We start from the raw sequence: 17958 nt of genomic DNA, 5'->3' as shown, positions 1-17958 counted from the left end.
GACTATCAGTGTAATCATGTAATCAGTGCAATAAACGCACGTCATGCTCCACCAGCTTTCCGAGGAGAACGCCATGAAGAACTCACAAAGCTCCGGCGACCGCAGGTTCGGCCGTCCCGGAGGTTGGCAACAGGCATCGGTTCCCGACGCGAGTGATGCGTCCGACTGGTTTGCCGGTCGACTTCCAGATGACTGGTTCACCGGGACCGCCGACGTCCAGGTCGACCGCGAAGAAATCGTCGTGATCGGTGAACTTCCGGCAGTCGACGGTGGCGAGGCCGCCGCGGACGGAAGGATCTCGCGCTTTCGTGAAACCACGCGCGCCGACCGGATGCGAATCGCCGACGAGGCCGAGGCTCGCTACGGACGCAAGGTCGCCTGGGGTGTACGCCTGGACGAAAAGACCGTCCTGTTCACACATCTCGCAGTTCCGGTGATGACACGACTACGTCAGCCCGAACGCAAGGTTCTCGACACCTTGGTAGACGCGGGAGTTGCTCGCTCGCGAGCGGACGCTCTCATGTGGACAGTCCGGTTGGCGGGCAAGCACAGCGAACAATGGCTCACGGAACTCCGAGAAGCAATGTCGAAGGTCGACGATCTTCGGTCCGAAGGCCCGAAAATCTGAGGACCAGAAAATCTCAGCACCGAACACTGACGAGACCGACAGCACAAAATAATTCGATTGCAGGGGACCACTCGAGTGTTCTAACCTGGAACACGAATCATTCCCGACAGAACAGGAAACGGGCCGTTGCTCCTCTAGAGGTTCATCACGCGAAGGCACTCGCACCCATCAGCAATTGCTGAGCCGGGCGCACAGTCCAAGCACCCTCTGGAGTACTCATGACCCAATCCCATCCATCTCTGTCGCTCTCGGATCTCACCTTCATCTGGCCGGACGGCGAATCAGTCTTTTCCCGCACCAAATTTGTATTCCCCAGTGGCCGTGTCGGTCTCGTGGGACTTAACGGATCGGGAAAGTCGACTCTGCTGCGATTGATCGCGGGAGAGCTCTCACCGGAATCCGGATCCGTGACCGCTTCCGGCGAGGTCGGCTACCTCCGCCAAGACATCACACTCGATCCGAGCGTTCGGGTGGACGGCATCCTCGGTATCCACGAACTACGAAACGCATTGCACCGCATCGAAACCGGCGACGGATCCGAGTCCGATTTTGCACTCGTCGACAACAACTGGGATATCGAGGAGAGCGCTCTCTCCACCTTGCATCGACTCGGCCTCGAGAAGGTAGTTCCGGATACCGCAGCATTGAGCCGAACCGTCGGCACCCTCTCCGGCGGGGAGACCGTCCTACTCGGCCTGACCGCAACACTGCTGAAGAATCCGCAGGTGCTACTCCTCGACGAACCGACCAACAACCTGGACCGCGACGCTCGATCACGAGTTCATGCTGCAGTCCAACAGTTTCCGGGAACCGTACTGATCGTCAGCCACGACCGGGAACTGCTCGACACCGCGGAGTACACGGTCGAACTACGTCGGGGCGATCTACGCGTGTTCGGCGGCAACTACTCGCACTACCAGGAGGTCGTGACCGCTGAGCAGGAAAACGCACTCGCCACTGTTCGCGACGCCAAGGCCGATCTGGCGAAGCAGAGCCGCGAGCTGATCGACGCTCGAACAAAACTGGACCGACGTAAGCGCTATGGGCAGAAGATGTTCGAGAACAAGCGGGTGCCACTGATTATCGCGCAGGAACGAAAACGCCAAGCCCAAGTTTCGGCCGGAAAGCTGGCCCTCAACCATATCGGGAAGGTGGACGAGGCCAAGTCCGCCCTGTCGGAGGCAGAGGAACTCCTTCGAGACGATCGCGAGATTCGCCTGGACCTTCCTGCTACAGAGGTTCATCCGGGGCAGCAGGTTGCGCGGCTCGCCGAGGTTACGTTGCGGAGCGGCCAAGGGGTATCGCTCCAGATCACCGGGCCGGAGCGGATTGCGCTACTGGGACGCAACGGAATCGGCAAGACAACATTGCTCGATGCACTCGCTGCGTCGACTCCGTTCGTAGCCTCTCGTGCGCTCCCCCAACGTCTCGACGTGTTCGACGAGAATCTCTCGGTGGCGGACAACGTCGCTTTGGCCGCGCCACACGCGACAGCCGAGGAAATTCGTGGGCAGTTGGCACGGTTCCTTTTCCGGGGAACGGATTCCGATGTGTTGGCTTCTGCGCTCTCCGGCGGTGAACGATTGCGCGCGGCGTTAGCGACGATCCTTCTGGCCGAACCCGCGCCCCAGCTGCTTCTTCTCGACGAGCCGACAAACAACCTGGACCTACCGAGTCTCGCTCACCTCACGCAGGCACTTTCCGATTTCCGCGGTGCCATGGTGGTGGTGAGTCACGATCTGCCGTTCCTGCGCGACATCGGCATAACGCGGTGGATCAGCATGGACGAGAATGGTATTCAGGACATCGATCCCGAGTAGGCCGACGGTTGACGCTATCGGTGCGAGACGGTCTGGCCTTACTGTGGGGCGATGTGCCTTCACCTCGACGCAACCGCCGCGCTGTCGATCGCAGGTTGGGTTCGCGGAGAACCTACTCGATCGGCCTCTGCCCCAGTTCCGCAACCGCTGGTCGGCGTTTGTGATCAACTCATCGTGTGGGCGAGTTCGTTCTCCGTACTTGCCAGTTCCGACGACCAGGTGTGGTTTCTCTCGGCGGAGAACTATGCCGGTGGAGTTGGCGTCAGTGATGAGGCGTTTCCTTGGAATGCGTTCCGGCACGAGAGCCTGGCGGTCGCTTCCGGGCCGGCTGAGCGCGCGGCGATCAACGCCTTCTGGTCCACTCACCTCCCGGTTCTGCTGTCGGTACGCAATGGGTACGAGTACCTGGCGCTCGCACCGGACGGTCAGGTTGTCCGTGGGGGAGAGCCTGAGTTCGAGGAGGTCACCGTAGTTGCCACTGATTTCGAGGCTCTGCTTCGGGGCATAGCCGCAGGCGTCAGCACGGCAGACCCCTTCACCGATGCACTGCTTGGAACGGTGGGTACTATCCGGCCGGGCAGTGACCGGTAGCTCTGAGGGAGGCCGAGTTGATTGCTCGACTGGTCGTGAAAGTTCACGGCATCCGTCGGAATGGCTCCGGACGACTACTCGAGTTCGTGTGCGCAGTAGCTGGCACCCATACTGGACGGGTGTTGCACGACGTGAGAAATCCGGTGGACGGTGCGCGGATCGCCTATCAGATCGTGGGCGATGGCCCACCCCTGTTGATGGTGCACGGCACAGCGTTGTCGCGCTCCATCTGGCGTGGCTTCGGGTACGTCAAGGCGCTCCAGGAACAGTATCGTCTGATCCTCGTCGACATGCGGGGTCACGGACGCAGTGACAAACCACACGACTCCGATTCGTATGCAATGGATCTGGTGGTCGGCGACCTCCTGGAGATCCTCGACACGGAGTCTCCGTTCGAACCGGCTCACGTCCTCGGATACTCGTTCGGCGGGCGCTCGGTGATGTCGCTGACTGTCGAGCACTCCGAACGGGTGCGATCGCTGACCGTCGGGGGCGGTAGTAGCCGGCCGATGACGGGGGCGTTCGACGCATTGTTCTTCCCAGGCTGCATCGACGCACTCGAAAGCGGCGGTATCGAGGGGTTTCTGAGCGGTTGGGGCGCGAGGCGCGGCAAACCGGTGGATCCACAGACTGCGACTGCCTTTCGAATCAACGATGCCCTCGCACTCGCGGCCTACATGCGCCGGGCCGAGAAGGAGCAGGGCATCGACGACGCCGTGCTTCAACGGATCACCACACCGGCGTTGTTGTTCGTCGGATCGAGAGATCGCGAGCGCCTGCCGGATACCGAGCATCTCGCGTCGCTGATCCCGGACAGTGCCTTGACTGTGATCGAGGGGGCTGATCACGCGAGCGCAGTCGCGGACTCCGAAGCTGTGCTGCGTGCGCTCGTTCCGTTCCTGAGCCGACAGTAGTCCAGCTTCATCCGCTCACTACTGCGGTGTGAGCACTCTCGACTCGAACGCGGTCACCGGTGGTTGCCGCAAGTCCAAGCGTCGCAGCAACTGGGCATTCGCGGCAACGACCACAGTGGATACCGACATCAGGATTGCTCCGACCTCCATCGGCAGCACAAACCCGACGGGCGCCAGTACTCCCGCAGCGAGGGGAACCGAGATCGCGTTGTATCCCGCTGCCCACCAGAGGTTCTGAACCATCTTGCGGTAGGTGGCGCGGGACAGCTCGATGACCGAGCTCACCGAACGCGGATCATCGCTGGCCAGAACAACTCCCGCCGATGCGATCGCCACGTCGGTTCCGGCACCGATCGCGATACCCACATCCGCCTGGGCGAGTGCCGGCGCATCGTTGACCCCGTCACCGACCATCGCCACGCGGTGGCCCGCAGCCTGAAGCCGAGATACCTGCGCGCCCTTGTCCTGAGGAAGCACTTCGGCGAAGACTTCGTCGATCCCGAGCCTGCGAGCCACCGAATCGGCCACGGCCTCCGCGTCTCCGGTGACCATGGCCACTCGAACACCGCGAGCATGGAGGGCGTCGACGGCCAATGCTGATTCCGGGCGAATCTCGTCGGCCAATGCCAATGCGCCGATTACCTTCTCGTCACGCACTACATGCAGGACCGTCGACCCGTCACTGAGCCACTCTTCGGTCCCCGGGATCGCTGTGGCCCCGACCGATCTCAACATCCCCGGTCCGCCGACACCGACGCGTGCGCCGCCGACGTCCGCAGCAACCCCGATTCCGTTGTGCGCCTGAAAGTCGGAACCCGAAGTGAATTCGAGCGACAACTCCCGCGCTGCTGCGACGACGGCCCGCCCGAGTGGATGTTCGCTGTCGAATTCGACGGCAGCTGCTGCGCTGAGAACTTCGTCGTCGGAGTACCCGTCGACGCCGCGCACACCGACCACTGCGGGCTCCCCCTTGGTGAGAGTGCCGGTCTTGTCGAAGAGAACGGTGTCTACGTTGCGCATCGCCTCGAGGGCCATGCGGTCGGTGATCAGAATCCCAGCCCGAGCTGCTCGTTCCGTCGCGATGGAGACGACCAGCGGAATCGCCAACCCGAGCGCGTGCGGGCAGGCGATCACCAGAACGGTGATCGTCCGGGTGACTGCGCTCTCCGGTGTGCCCCAGATACTCCAGGCGATCGCGGTCAGCACTGCCGCGCCCAGTGCGTACCAGAACAGCAGAGCAGCGGCCTTGTCCGCCAACACCTGAGCACGACTCGACGAGTTCTGCGCCTGTTCGACCAGGCGCCGAATACCGGCGAGCGCGGTGTCTTCTCCCACAGCGGTGACTCGAAGCCGAAGTGCCGAGTCGGTGGCTACGGTGCCGGCCACCACCTGATCTCCGACAGTCCGGCGGACGGTCTTCGACTCGCCCGTGATCATGGATTCGTCCATGTCGGCACTGCCCTCGACGACCGCTCCGTCCGAGGGAACGCGGGCGCCGGGACGAACTATCACCAGGTCGCCGGTGGCCAGAGCTGCGGTGGGCACGGTTTCCACCGACTCCCCCACCACCCGTTCGGCCTCGTCGGGCAGCAAAGCGGCAAGCGAATCCAAGGCGCTCGATGTCTGACTGAGCGAACGCATCTCGATCCAGTGACCCAACAACATGATCACGATCAGAAGCGCGAGCTCCCACCAGAAATCAAGAGTGTGATCCACCCAGTGCAGACTTGCAGCCCAAGAAGCGAAGAAGGCAACGGTGATGGCAAGTGCAATCAGAAGCATCATTCCGGGTTGCCGAGAACGTATTTCGGCGACAGCGCCGGTGAGGAACGGCTTGCCTCCCCAGAAGTACATCACGGTGCCGAGTACCGGTGAGATCCATTCCACCAGAGAGTTTTCCGGCAATGTGTACCCGACCAGATCAGCGAACATCGCATCTGCCGCAACAACCGGAACTGCGATTACCAGCATGACTGCGAACAACGTCCGGAACTGTGCGACATGATCCGCGTGACCACCGTGCGCACCGTGCTCCATCTGGCTGTGGTCCATCGCGCTATGGTCCGTCTCGCTCTGGTCCATCTGACTGTGATCCATGTGGCGGTCATCCCCTCGCGTGTGATTCCGGCACTGCAGCGGTCAAACCATCAGCCTCGAACGTATGCCCGACTCGGCCACCGAGCAAGGTCACGCGGCCGAGGTCAACCGTTCATTTCTCCTTCAACATCGCTTGCATCTGAGTGATTTCCGCCTGCTGACCGGCAGTGATCGCTTCTGCCATCTTCTCCGCCGATGGATCGAGCCCGTTGTCGAGTTCGGTCTGGGACATGGTGATGGCACCCTTGTGGTGCTCGATCATCATCGTCAGCCACAACTTGTCGAACTCCGCGCCACTGGCGTCGGTGAGGGCGGTCATGTCGTCGGCCGACATCATGCCCGGCATCTCGGCCATCCCGACGCCGTGTCCCGCATGCGCCGAATCATCCATGCCCTCCATCGAACTCGACGAAGGATCGGGGCGTCCCCACTTCGTCAGCAATTCCGTCATCTGAGCCATTTCCGGGCCTTGCGCTGCCTCTATCTGCGCTGCAAGAGAGAGAAGTTCGGCATTGTCGGTTCGACCGTCGACCATTCTGGCCATGTCCAATGCCTGCGCGTGATGCGGGTACATCCCTTCGAGAAACTCGATGTCGGCAGCATTGACACCCGCAGGAATCTCCGACTGTGCTGCGACGCTGGTTGTTTCGGAAGAATGGTTGACGCTCTCCCCGGAGTTGTCCGAGCATCCGGCAATCAACAGTGCTGCCGCTGCCACAACCGGTACGAACCGTGCGGCGCTCTTCCTGACCGTCAAAGACATGTTTCACTCCCGAAAATTGATTCTGTTCGATATGCACTGCACCACAATTGATTTGACAACAATGCTGCACATGCACAGTTGCCACGTTACCGGCGAAAATCCGCCTCGAAGCCCGATAACCGGCCCAAACAGGCTTCCTTCATCGAATCTTCACAGTCGAGCGGAAACCACCACACGACAGCAATGCAGACACACAGTCGACTAACCTCGGTTTGATGAGCGCCGAACTACGACCTGGTGAGGAACCGGGGCGTGTACTCGTCGTCGACGACGAGACTGCCCTCGCGAAGGTTGTCGCCAACTATCTGACACGCGAAGGATTCACCGTGCGCCTCGCCCACGACGGGCCGAGCGCAGTACGTTCGGTGCGCGAATTCGAGCCCGCGCTGATCGTGCTCGATCTGATGCTCCCGGGCTTCGACGGCATGGAAGTCTGCCGACGAATCCGCACCTTCTCGGACGCGTACATCCTGATGCTCTCCGCCCGCGGTGAAGAGTCGGACAAAGTGACGGGTCTGGCGGCCGGCGCGGATGACTACGTGGTCAAACCCTTCGGCCCCCGCGAGTTGGTTGCGCGAGTGAAAGCTCTGCTCAGACGGCCACGCGCGTCGAGTTTGCTGCCGAAAGTGCTGCCAACGCCTCCCGGACTCGACATCGACGTCCTGGCGCGCACGGTCCGTGTCGACGACAACCTGGTCGATCTGACCCCCACCGAGTTCACCCTGTTGTCCGCGCTCGCATCCCGACCCGACGCGGCCTGGAGTCGGGCCGATATCATCGCCTCGGTGTGGGGGTCGTCCTGGTTCGGGGACCAGCACATCGTCGACGTCCATGTCCGTGCATTACGCCGCAAACTCGGCGACGACGCGACCGATCCGCGGTTCATCAGAACCGTCAGGGGCGTCGGATACTCCCTGAGGTCGTCATGAACACGGTCGTCATGAACGCGGTCGTCATGAAAAGACTCGGGCTACGCGGAAAACTACTGCTCGCGCAGCTCGCCGTCCTGTTCGTCGCCTGCCTCGTCATCGCCGCCGTTGCCATCGCCGTCGCTGCCCCGCTCTTTCACAACCACCTCATGATGGCCGGCATCGAAGACTCGAATGTCCGTACCCACACCGAAGAAGCATTCGCTCAGACCATGACCATTGCACTGTTGTGCGGGATCGCGGTCGCGCTGGTGGGCGCAGGCATCGCCGCGGTCTACATCGTCCGACGCGTCACGGCACCGATCACCATGCTGGCAGAGGCGGCGCAAAGCGTCGCCGACGGGAACTTCGACGTGACTATCGGCAGGTCCGACGTAGATGCCGATTTCACGCGTCTCGAAACGGCATTCGCCGACATGGCTGCACGCCTTGATCATTCGGATCGGGTCCGCAAACGACTGCTTGCCGACCTTGCCCACGAATTGCGCACTCCGGTATCGACTTTGGCTGCGTACGTGGACGGCATCGAGGACGGAGTTGTGCCGACAGATCCTTCGTCATGGTCGGTGATGCGCGATCAACTCGAACGTCTGCGTCGGCTGTCGTGCGATCTGGCGGACGTCTCCGCTGCCGACGAACACGCTCTCGAACTCGATCGCCGGACCGAGAATCTCGACGACGTCGTCTGCAGCGCAACGGCAGCAGCGGGGCCACGTTTTGACGATCGTGGAGTCGAATTGACAACCGCCCTGCCTCCGCAACCGGTCACGGCCGAGGTCGATCGCCAACGAATCGAACAGATCCTCGCCAACCTGCTCGAAAACGCGTTGCGGCACACTCCAACCGGAGGTTCGGTGAAGGTGACACTCGCACGGGAAGGTGATCACCTCACGGTGTCCGTCACCGATACCGGTGACGGAATTCCCGCAGACCAACTCGAATCCGTCTTCGACCGTTTCCATCGCGGTGATCGATCCGACGGCTCTGGTTTGGGACTCACCATTGCGAGGAGCCTCGCGCTGGCGCATGGCGGCAACCTGACGGCCCGCCGCAACGAGCAGCCGCTCGGCAGCACGCTCGTCCTCACTGTGCCGATGGGACTCAGGCAGCTGCCTTGAACGGATCGTGCTCGGCGATCAACTTCTCGAGTCGAGCCTCGTCCACTCGAACCCTGACGGTAGACGCCTCCTGCTGATCACGAATCACCTTGGCCAACGTGAACGTACTGGTGACCAAGAACAGCAAGGACATTCCGAGAAATCCGCGTTGCCACGCATCGATCGGAAGATACGCAATTCCGAGGAGGGTGCCGACAAAACTGACGGCAAAGGCTATTCCGGCCTGCAGATAGAAGGCTGCAGTGGTCTTCGAAGGTGTTGTCGGTGTGCTCATGCTTCGAAGTCTGCTCGCCCATCCCGGCACTCGGATGCGTAGTCCTACTCGAGTGCGCACGGTACTTCCCCGGCAAAAATCAGATGCCGTTACCCATCCTGGTGGATAGTCTCGGTCCGGTATCCGGAGTTGTTCCAGAACAGTTGTTGTTCGACAACAGTCAGACGGCAGGAGTGATCGATGACCCGCAGACATATCGCCATGGTGAGCATTCCGGCACCTGGCCACGTCAATCCGAGCCTGGCGATCATCGCGCGTCTCGTCGCCGCCGGTCACCGCGTCACCTACGCCAACGACGAGTCGATGCGCGAGGTCATCGAGGCGACCGGGGCCGAATTCGCACCGTACGTCTCCACGCTGCCCAGCCTCGTTCCTTCCCCTGACGGCGCCGAACCGGAGAAGAGTTGGGATGGGGATCTGATCGATCAGTTGACGATTTTCCAGGACGACTACGAGGCGATGCTGCCGCAGCTGCGCCAAATCTACGACGACGACCGTCCCGACCTCTTTCTCTACGACATCGCCGGGATCCCCGCGCGAATACTGGCTCAGCAGTGGAACATTCCCATCATCCAGTTGTCGCCGACGTATGTTGCCTGGGACGGCTACGAAGACGACGCCGCACCGATGTACGACGAGATTCGTTCCGATCCGAGAGGCGTCGACCTACTCGATCGCGAGGCCCGGTTCTTCCGCGCCGAAGGCGTCGAGGTCGATCCGCGTGAGTTCACCGGACGCCCACCCCGTGCAATCGTGCTGATCGCAGAATCGATGCAGCCCAACGCCGATCGCGTGAACCGCGACGTCTACACGTTTGTCGGCCCCGCACTCGAACCGAGCAATCAACCCTGGGTGAACCCGGATCCCGAACGCAAGCTTGTGTTGATTTCGCTGGGTTCAGCCTTCACCGATCATCCGGATTTCTATCGCACCTGCGTCGAGGCTTTCGCCCCGATGGACGGCTGGCACGTCGTCCTCCAGATCGGAAAGCAGGTGCAGATCTCGGATCTCGGACCACTACCCGACAACGTCGAAATACACCGCTGGGTACCGCAGTTCGCGATTCTGCAGCAGGCCGACGCGTTCGTGACCCACGCGGGTATGGGCGGATCCAGCGAGGGACTCGTGACCGGCACGCCCATGATCGCGGTGCCGCAAGCCGTCGATCAGTTCGGCAACGCCGACTCGCTCGTCGACGCCGGTGTCGCAGTACGCGTCGACGGCGCTACCGTCACGCCAGTAGAGCTTCGAGAGGCGCTGACTCGGGTGAGCTCGGACGAGTTCCGCCGACGCAGTGCAGAGTTGGCAAAAGAACTCGCAGCGGCGGGCGGTGTATCTCGTGCCGTCGAGTTGATCGAGGCCGCCCTGCCAGACAGCGGGCGGCGGTAGTGGTGGCTACCAGTGCCAGGCGTCGCCGCCCACGTTCTTGATGGTTCGCTGCAGAACCGTGATGGTGGTGACGAATTCTTCTTCGCTGATTCCCTGCATCCGCTCTTCCTGCAGCATCTGCTGTACCCGCGCGGCGCGATCGAACTGCTGGGTGCCCGCATCAGTAGGGAGAAGGACAGACTCGTCTTCACGCGCCCAGCCCAGGTCGAGAGCAGAGTCGACGGCCGCGTCGATCACGTCGGTTGATTCGTTCGGACCGATCGTTCGCAGGAGGACAGCTCGCTCCACCCCTTCAGGGTGCAGCGAAAGTTGGTGCAGGACCCACCACCCCGGCTGGGTCACGCCGATTGCTTCGAGCGCTCCGCGCGTGCGCGCGCGAATCGCTTCACCGGCGCGCGCTGTCCAGAATCCGATCGGCTGATTGGCCGGTGGCTGCATCGCTTGTTTGTTCATGGACACGACGATAAAACCTCAACGGAAGTTCAGGTCAACCACCAGCGAGGTGAAGTTCTAGATATGTTGTGTGATTGCTCGGCCGATGATGCGGGCGGCGTCGGGGAACTCACCCGGGTTCGGTCCGGCGTAGTTGAGCCGCAAGAACTTTCCGGTCGGTTCTGCCGGGAACCAATCGTCACCGGCCCCGACGATGACGCCGGCCGACCGGCAGTCCTGCACGACACGTTCGAGATTCGTGGTGTCCGGGAGCCGAAGCCAGAGGTTGAGTCCGCCTTGCGGTACAGCGTCGAGGTGAGCGTCCGGCGCATGCTCGCGCAGACTCGACACGAGGAGGTCGCGTCTGGCCTCGAGTTGGTGACGAAGCCGGCGCAAGTGCGTGCGCCAGGCCGGCTGAGTCACGACGTCGAGCGCTACCGCTTGCAGCATCCCACTGACATACATCGAATCTGCCTGTGTATCAGCAAGAATCCGCTCGTAGGCCGGGCCTCGGGCGATCAATCCGGCAACTCGCACCGATGGCGACACGCTCTTGGTCAGTGCACGAAGGTAGACGACGTGTCCGCTGTCGTCGCGTGCAGCGATGGGGCTGGGATCTGCGGTGATTCCGAAGTCGAGCGCCGAACTGTCCTCGATGAGGAAGGCGCCGTGCCGACGGACGGTGTCGAGAACCTTGTCAGCCAACGACGGCGACCACAGCGCTCCCGTCGGGCTCGCGAAGCTCGGTTGCGCGTAGAACGCACGGGCACCGGTCTGTTCGAATGCACGCGAAAGCTCTTCGGGATCAGGACCGTTGGCGCCGCTGGAGATCGGAATGACCGTCACACCGGCCTGCGCGGCAGCCAGGATCGCACCCCAGTAGGTCGGCGATTCCATGAGCAACGGACGCCCCTCCCCCACCAGCGCACGGAAGGACGTCGCAAGCCCACCCTGACTGCCGGGAAGTACAACCACGTCGTTCGGCCCGGGCGGAGTGATCCCGGCGGGAGTTGCGGAACCCAATTCGGAGGCAAACCAGGACTGCAGTTCCGGAAGCCCGGCGGCGAGGGGCCGATTGAACACGGCGTCGGTTCGCGTCGCCCTGGTGAAGGCTGCACGAACCAGACCTTCGGGCAACAGCTCTCGGGCCGGATAGCCGGAATGCAGCGCGATCACGTCGTTGGAGGTGGACTGCAGCGCAATAGGCAGCTGCAGACGATAGTTCGGCGATCCGAGCGCCGCTGTCTGCCACCCGTAATCGTTGGGTCGCACGACGCGTGCGGCGCGTACGAAGGTCCCCACACCGGGACGAGCCTCCACCACCCCCTGAGATACCAGCGTTCGCAGCGCCTTCTGCACGGTGACCGGGCTCGCCCCGTGCAGGCTCACGAGCGACCGAGTGGACGGAAGCTTCGCGCCTGGAGGTGCCGTCGCGATCCATTCGCGCAAGGCTGCGACAATCCTCGAACTGCTATCATTGGACATGTCGAATCATAGTAGCGCTACTCTCCTCTCGCCGCTAGCGCTATCGCGAATCAATGTCCGTTTCCAGACCGAACCCTGAGGCGCCCTTCTCATCTGAAACACAACTCGCCCACCCGAACCGGAGAGGTACGTAACCGCGTGAACACACCCATCGATCAGGCCCGCAAGCTCGAGAATGTCAGGTACGACATCAGAGGGCGAATTCTCGACAAGACCGAAGAACTCGAGGATCAGGGACACACGATCCTGCGACTCAACGTCGGTAATCCGGCCCCCTTCGGATTCGAAGCACCGGACGAAATCATGATGGCCATGATCCGCAATCTCCCCACTGCCCAGGGATATTGCGATTCTCGCGGACTGTATTCGGCGCGCACCGCGGTGGTCCAGTACTACCAGACGCGGGGTATCACCGACGTCACCGTCGACGAGATCTATCTCGGAAACGGCGTCTCCGAACTGATCACGCTGACGATGCAGGCGCTCTGCAATCCCGAGGACGAGATCCTGATTCCCGCTCCCGACTACCCCTTGTGGACGGCTTCGGTTTCACTTGCCGGCGGCACGCCGGTTCACTACCTCACCGATGAAAGCCAGGGCTGGGCACCGGACTTCGACGATCTGGAAGCCCGGATCTCTCCGCGCACCCGAGGGATTGTCGTCATCAATCCCAACAATCCGACGGGCGCCGTCTACTCGACGGAGGTGCTGCAACGCTTCGTCGACATTGCCCGCAAGCATGACCTGATGCTCTTCGCCGACGAAATTTACGAGAAGATCGTCTACGACGGCCGATCCATGACAAACCTTGCGTCGATGACCGGGCGAGACGTTTTGTGTCTGACGTACTCGGGGCTGTCCAAGGCCTACCGCGTCTGCGGGTTCCGAGCCGGATGGCTGGCCATCACCGGACCACTCGAGCGGGCGTCGAGTTTCATCGAAGGCATCAAACTGCTGGCCAACATGCGAATGTGTGCCAATGTGCCGGCGCAGCACGCGATCCAGACCGCACTCGGCGGACGCCAGTCCATCGAGGACCTCCTGCTCCCGCAGGGCCGACTGACAGCACAGCGCGATCTCGCGCTCAGCACGCTCAACAGCATCGACGGGATCAGCTGTCAGCAGGCCGACGGCGCGCTGTATCTGTTCCCGAAGCTCGACGTCGACAAGTTCGGCATCGTCGACGACGAGAGGTTCGTTCTCGATCTACTGGAATCGGAGAAGATTCTGGTCAGTCACGGCCGCGCGTTCAACTGGATCGAACCCGACCACTTTCGGTTGGTGACCCTGCCGAACACCGACGACCTCGCGACCGCCCTCGAGCGTCTCGGCAACTTCCTCAGTTCCTACAGCCAGTAACCCGAGAACCGGGACGCCCCCACAAACGACTGAACGCCGACCGGATTTCCGGTCGGCGTTCAGTGGTGAAAATCAGCAGGCGATCAGGCAGTGACGATCGCGTCGAGTGCCGAGTAGAACAAGCCGAGTCCGTCGTCGCTCGGTCCGGTGAGAGCCTCGGTGGCGTGCTCGGGGTGCGGCATCAAACCGACGACGCGGCCGTTGGCCGAAGAGATACCGGCGATACGACGCTGCGAACCGTTGGGGTTCTCCTCCGAGTAGCGAAAGACGACGCGGCCTTCGCCCTCGAGTTCGTCGAGAACATTCTCGGAAGCCTGGAAGCGACCTTCACCCGACTTGAGCGGGATGAGGATCTGGGCGCCGGCCTCGTAACGCGAGGACCAAGCCGTGTTGTTGGCTTCGACCGTCAACCACTCGTCGCGGCAGATGAAGTGCAGACCCTGGTTACGGGTCAGGGCACCGGGGAGCAAACCTGCTTCGCAGAGGATCTGGAAACCGTTGCAGATGCCCAGGACCGGCATGCCGCCCTTGGCTGCTTCGACAACCTTGCCCATCGCGGGAGCAAAACGTGCGATCGCGCCGCAACGAAGGTAGTCGCCGTAGGAGAATCCTCCGGGAACGACAACCGCGTCGACACCCTTGAGGTCTGCGTCGCCGTGCCAGAGTTCGACAGCTTCACCGCCGGCCAGGTTGATGGCCCGAGCGGCATCGATATCGTCGAGCGTGCCCGGGAACGTGATAACCCCGATACGTGCGCTCATGCCTCGACTCGCCTGACGGTCCAATCCTCGATCACCGTGTTGGCCAGCAGGCCTTCGGCGATCTTCTCGAGTTCGGCGTCTTCGACACTGCCGTCGATCTCCAACTCGAACCGCTTGCCCTGACGGACATCGGATACTCCTGCAAAGCCCAGGCGAGACAGTGCCCCGACAATTGCCTGTCCCTGGGGGTCGAGAATCTCGGCCTTGGGCATGACTTCGACGACGACACGGGCCACGTGCTGCTCCTCGGTACTAGTGCGCGAACCCGGAGTGAAACGCTCGGGTGATGGCCAGTTTACCGGGCGCACCCGAGATGGTTCGCATCGAGTGATCGGGGCGTGACGGCCAACACCCGCGAAACCCGCCTGCGAGTCACTCCAGGGCGGCGCATACTCGAAATCATGCGACTGACACATTTTGGCCATTCCTGTGTGCTCGTGGAGTTGAACGGATCGAAAATCCTCTTCGATCCCGGCAACTTCTCGCACGGATTCGAAGGCATCACCGGCCTCGACGCCATCCTCGTGACACATCAACACCCCGATCACGCCGACCCGGCGCGGCTACCCGAACTGGCCGAAGCGAACCCCGACGCGGTGCTGTACAGCGATCCGCAGACGGCTGAGAAGCTCGGTGGGCGCTGGACGGGAGTCCGGCCGGGCGACCGGTTCAGCATCGGCGACGTCGAGGTGACCGGAACCGGCGGAGAGCACGCGATCATCCATCCGGACCTACCGATGATCGACAACACCGCGTTCCTCCTCGGCGACGCCACCAACCCGGCGCAGTTCATGCATCCCGGCGATTCCCTCTACGTCCCCGAACAGAAGGTCGACGTTCTTGCCCTTCCCGCCGCCGCACCGTGGCTCAAGATCTCGGAGGCCATCGACTACCTTCGCGCGGTAGCGCCGCGCGTCGCGGTTCCCATCCATCAAGCGATCATCCGCGACGAAGCCACAGGCATCTTCTACGGTCGCTACTCGGAAATGGCTGCCGACGGTACCGAGTTCCGAGTTCTCGGCGAGGAGTCGAGCGTCGAAGTCGCCTGATTCAGTCCTCACGCACTCACATCGACGATGATCCAGCCGGTGCTCGTCCCACCGGCTGCGTCGGTGAGTGTGTAGAGAATCCTGTCGGTGCCTGTCTTCGTTCCGGCCTCGAACACCACTTCGCCGTTTTCGAGCTTTACGGTGCCACCGAGAAGTGACGTCGCCTCGACCCCGGTTACCTTGATCGAATCTCCGTTGCTGTCATGATCATTCGCGACGGCGTCGACGGTGACTGTGCCACCTGAGCGGACCTGTGCGGTGTCGAGTGCGGCGTACGGCGGAATCGGGCTTGCGGTGTACCGACCGACGTCGTCGAGTCGAGCCGAGGCCGCGTCCGCGGCATCGACGATGGCAGCAAATTCGGTGCCGTCGAAGCGCGAGAGGTCGTTGCCGTTCATGATGGTCGATCCCTCGGCGCCGCCGCCGTGATAGTCGTCGGCGTAGAAGTTGTGGCCCAACTCGTGGCGGAGGACGCGGCTGAAGTTGCCATCGGGCTCGGCACCGACCTGCGCGTAGCTGTGATCGAGTTCGAACCTCGAGTAGTAGGCATTGCCGCCACCGGAAGCGCAGACGACAGTCGCCTGGTCGACGCTCGTCCCGACCTGATCGGACCACAGACCTTCCAACTGGTCGAGGTCTTCACAACTGCTCGAATACGGGTCACTCGCGGCATCGGCCCGAAGGACAACCCGACCCAGGATCGGCCGAATTCCGACGTCTCTGATCCAGATGGCAGCGGTTCGGGCCATCGATTCCTCGGCCCGATCCAGAGCGACGGCGGGACTGCCTGCGCCGTGCGCGGAGTACCACTCGCCACTCAGATCCAATCCCACCACGAACTGCTTCACCGTCTTGCCGACGCTTGCGGCCGAGGCCGACGCGATAGAGGCGTTCGGCCACTTGGGTTTTGCGTCGATCGGCGCCGTGCTGCGACCGACCACGTCGGATCCCACGAACTCGATCGAAGCACCACGATCGAAAATCACCTGCCCGCGCAGTGTTCCGGCGGAGTCGACGATGGCCGAGACGATTGCGTCCGGATGCCCTTCCACACTGCCGATGTACGAACGGGGCGCCGGGATCACCACATCGGTCAGCTCGCCGCCGCTTTCCTGTACGGCCATCGAGAAGTCGGATCCCCGCAGATTCATCTTGTGAAGCCGCAGTGTGAGTTGCTCACCTTCGTCGTCGACAGTTGCGGTGCGGGTGCCTTCGCTCGCACCGCCGTCGACACCGCCCGTCGGCAGCGTGTGAACCACGCCGGTCGGAGCGGCAGACGCAACTGCCGGGACGATTGCAGCACAGACGACTGCGCCCACAGCCAGAGCGACAAGACCCTCGGCCGACTTGGAGAACCCTCGTGCGCGCATGGTGAACCTCAACTTCGTCTACTAGCGGCAGATTAACTGCACGCACTGTAGCAGCGAAAAGGTTGGGCGACGCCGTACTCGAATTCAACGTCCACTTTATGCGAATTTGACCAAATCGGCCCTACTGCCTGCAAGGAACGGGATAAATGCGAAGAGTCTGCCTGCTCGGGCAACCCGGACACACGACACCGTCTCGCAGCTATCGAATAGTTGCCAATGGCCGAATTCAGGCAGCGCCGAGCTCCTGCGACGGAGAGTTCCATCGGTATACCTGCGAGGTGGCCTCATGAAAAAGCGCGAGGTCCACAGCGTCGAGAACAGCCTGACGTGGGCCCTCGTTTCCCAACTGCTTGGCAGTAATCGACAATCTGACCAGTCCCCCACGCTTGGCGGCGCGCCCAGCTCCGAGAACCAATGCGCGACACCACCACGGCTCGGCCTTGAAGCCCTCGCCGATACCGAAAACCCTTCCCCGCTGCAAGGTTCCACGGGTCAGATCGTGTACTGCGCCGAGGCCTGCCATCGTCCGAAAGCCGGTCTCCGGCAACACCGACATGGCACCAGGCGACGCCACCCAGCGCGGCGGTGCGAACACCCGGGTCCTAAGACCTGCATGCTCGAGAACCCGATCCGCAGCGAGTAGTCGCAGTTTTGCTTCGTGCTTCGACAGAGTGGCGAACTCGGCTCGACGACGCTTGGTCGCGGCCTGGTCGTAGCCGTGCAGAACGATGGCGTCGCCGTGCTCACGACGCTCACGCAGCCAGGCCGTCGTCACCGCGTCGTCGGCCAGCCGGTATTTGTCCTTCAGTCGCGGCGCCACGAGGAGCGACAGGCGGACACCTCGAGCGTCCATCTCGTCTGCGAATCCGGCAGCGAGATAACATGTCTCGTCTCTGATTCCGGATACCGACACGATCAGTTCTGCGGACATACTCCGATAGTGGCAGCTGTGGGTGAACAGCACACTGCCGCCGGATGA

The 17958-nt window shown here is 62.2% G+C and carries 18 protein-coding genes; 9 read left to right on the top strand and 9 right to left on the bottom strand.

Annotated features, from left to right (window positions below; translation table 11 throughout):
• Positions 1-73: 73 nt before the first annotated feature.
• The 4 genes from B0E55_RS02265 (at position 74) to B0E55_RS02250 (ending at position 3953) form a co-directional block, all read left to right on the top strand.
• Positions 74-628, top strand: coding sequence for a hypothetical protein (locus B0E55_RS02265; protein WP_029254565.1), 555 nt, complete (start codon positions 74-76; stop codon positions 626-628).
• A gap of 218 nt (positions 629-846) precedes the next feature.
• On the top strand, positions 847-2448 hold the full coding sequence (locus B0E55_RS02260; protein ID WP_080909002.1) for an ABC-F family ATP-binding cassette domain-containing protein: 1602 nt from the start codon (positions 847-849) through the stop codon (positions 2446-2448).
• A gap of 51 nt (positions 2449-2499) precedes the next feature.
• Positions 2500-3039 (top strand): hypothetical protein, encoded by a 540-nt coding sequence (locus tag B0E55_RS02255; protein WP_080909001.1) that lies wholly within the window; start codon positions 2500-2502, stop codon positions 3037-3039.
• A 143-nt stretch (positions 3040-3182) separates the two neighbouring features.
• Positions 3183-3953: an alpha/beta fold hydrolase gene (locus B0E55_RS02250; protein ID WP_024487536.1), complete on the top strand. Its 771-nt coding sequence runs from the start codon at positions 3183-3185 to the stop codon at positions 3951-3953.
• An 18-nt stretch (positions 3954-3971) separates the two neighbouring features.
• Here B0E55_RS02250 and B0E55_RS02245 read toward each other — a convergent pair whose 3' ends face one another.
• Together B0E55_RS02245 and B0E55_RS02240 are read right to left on the bottom strand one after the other, a co-directional pair.
• On the bottom strand, positions 3972-6050 hold the full coding sequence (locus B0E55_RS02245; protein WP_080909000.1) for a heavy metal translocating P-type ATPase: 2079 nt from the start codon (positions 6048-6050) through the stop codon (positions 3972-3974).
• Between the two features lie 112 nt (positions 6051-6162).
• Entirely contained in the window at positions 6163-6813 is a 651-nt protein-coding gene (locus B0E55_RS02240) for a DUF305 domain-containing protein (protein WP_080908999.1), read from the bottom strand.
• Between the two features lie 215 nt (positions 6814-7028).
• Here B0E55_RS02240 and B0E55_RS02235 point away from each other — a divergent pair, with 215 nt between their 5' ends.
• Entirely contained in the window at positions 7029-7742 is a 714-nt protein-coding gene (locus B0E55_RS02235) for a response regulator transcription factor (RefSeq protein ID WP_080908998.1), read from the top strand.
• Complete coding sequence (locus B0E55_RS02230) at positions 7739-8860, top strand: sensor histidine kinase (protein WP_080908997.1); 1122 nt, start codon at positions 7739-7741, stop codon at positions 8858-8860. Before B0E55_RS02235 ends, B0E55_RS02230 begins: the two co-directional genes overlap by 4 nt.
• Here the strand turns inward: B0E55_RS02230 and B0E55_RS02225 are convergent.
• Complete coding sequence (locus B0E55_RS02225; protein ID WP_003945505.1) at positions 8844-9134, bottom strand: YiaA/YiaB family inner membrane protein; 291 nt, start codon at positions 9132-9134, stop codon at positions 8844-8846. The two genes, B0E55_RS02230 and B0E55_RS02225, sit on opposite strands and share 17 nt — an antisense overlap.
• A 180-nt stretch (positions 9135-9314) precedes the next feature.
• On the opposite strand from B0E55_RS02225, the gene B0E55_RS02220 reads away from it, so the two are divergent.
• Positions 9315-10523, top strand: coding sequence for a macrolide family glycosyltransferase (locus tag B0E55_RS02220; RefSeq protein WP_020968563.1), 1209 nt, complete (start codon positions 9315-9317; stop codon positions 10521-10523).
• Between the two features lie 6 nt (positions 10524-10529).
• Here the strand turns inward: B0E55_RS02220 and B0E55_RS02215 are convergent, their stop codons facing one another.
• Together B0E55_RS02215 and B0E55_RS02210 are read right to left on the bottom strand one after the other, a co-directional pair.
• Positions 10530-10976, bottom strand: a complete 447-nt coding sequence (locus B0E55_RS02215) for a hypothetical protein (protein ID WP_024487534.1) — start codon at positions 10974-10976, stop codon at positions 10530-10532.
• 57 nt (positions 10977-11033) lie between these two features.
• A complete protein-coding gene (locus tag B0E55_RS02210) occupies positions 11034-12440 on the bottom strand; it encodes an aminotransferase-like domain-containing protein (protein WP_080908996.1) in 1407 nt (468 codons plus the stop codon).
• 138 nt (positions 12441-12578) lie between these two features.
• On the opposite strand from B0E55_RS02210, the gene B0E55_RS02205 reads away from it, so the two are divergent.
• On the top strand, positions 12579-13799 hold the full coding sequence (locus tag B0E55_RS02205; RefSeq protein WP_080908995.1) for a pyridoxal phosphate-dependent aminotransferase: 1221 nt from the start codon (positions 12579-12581) through the stop codon (positions 13797-13799).
• A gap of 83 nt (positions 13800-13882) precedes the next feature.
• On the opposite strand, the gene purQ is transcribed toward B0E55_RS02205, so the two are convergent.
• Positions 13883-14560, bottom strand: a complete 678-nt coding sequence (gene purQ, locus B0E55_RS02200; protein ID WP_019747077.1) for a phosphoribosylformylglycinamidine synthase subunit PurQ — start codon at positions 14558-14560, stop codon at positions 13883-13885.
• Complete coding sequence (gene purS, locus B0E55_RS02195; RefSeq protein ID WP_003945817.1) at positions 14557-14796, bottom strand: phosphoribosylformylglycinamidine synthase subunit PurS; 240 nt, start codon at positions 14794-14796, stop codon at positions 14557-14559. Before purS ends, purQ begins: the two co-directional genes overlap by 4 nt.
• Positions 14797-14961: 165 nt before the next feature.
• Here purS and B0E55_RS02190 point away from each other — a divergent pair, with 165 nt between their 5' ends.
• Positions 14962-15609: an MBL fold metallo-hydrolase gene (locus tag B0E55_RS02190; protein ID WP_029254557.1), complete on the top strand. Its 648-nt coding sequence runs from the start codon at positions 14962-14964 to the stop codon at positions 15607-15609.
• A gap of 8 nt (positions 15610-15617) precedes the next feature.
• Here the strand turns inward: B0E55_RS02190 and B0E55_RS02185 are convergent, their stop codons facing one another.
• The gene (locus B0E55_RS02185; RefSeq protein ID WP_080908994.1) at positions 15618-16979 is read right to left on the bottom strand and encodes an Ig-like domain-containing protein; all 1362 of its coding nucleotides are present in this window, start codon (positions 16977-16979) and stop codon (positions 15618-15620) included.
• Between the two features lie 226 nt (positions 16980-17205).
• Positions 17206-17910, bottom strand: a complete 705-nt coding sequence (locus B0E55_RS02180; RefSeq protein ID WP_019747074.1) for a DUF2334 domain-containing protein — start codon at positions 17908-17910, stop codon at positions 17206-17208.
• Positions 17911-17958 lie beyond the last annotated feature (48 nt).

This window comes from Rhodococcus sp. 66b, from assembly GCF_002076325.1.
Classification (GTDB): Bacteria; Actinomycetota; Actinomycetes; order Mycobacteriales; family Mycobacteriaceae; genus Rhodococcus_F; species Rhodococcus_F erythropolis.
This window is presented reverse-complemented; position numbering and strand designations above follow the sequence as displayed.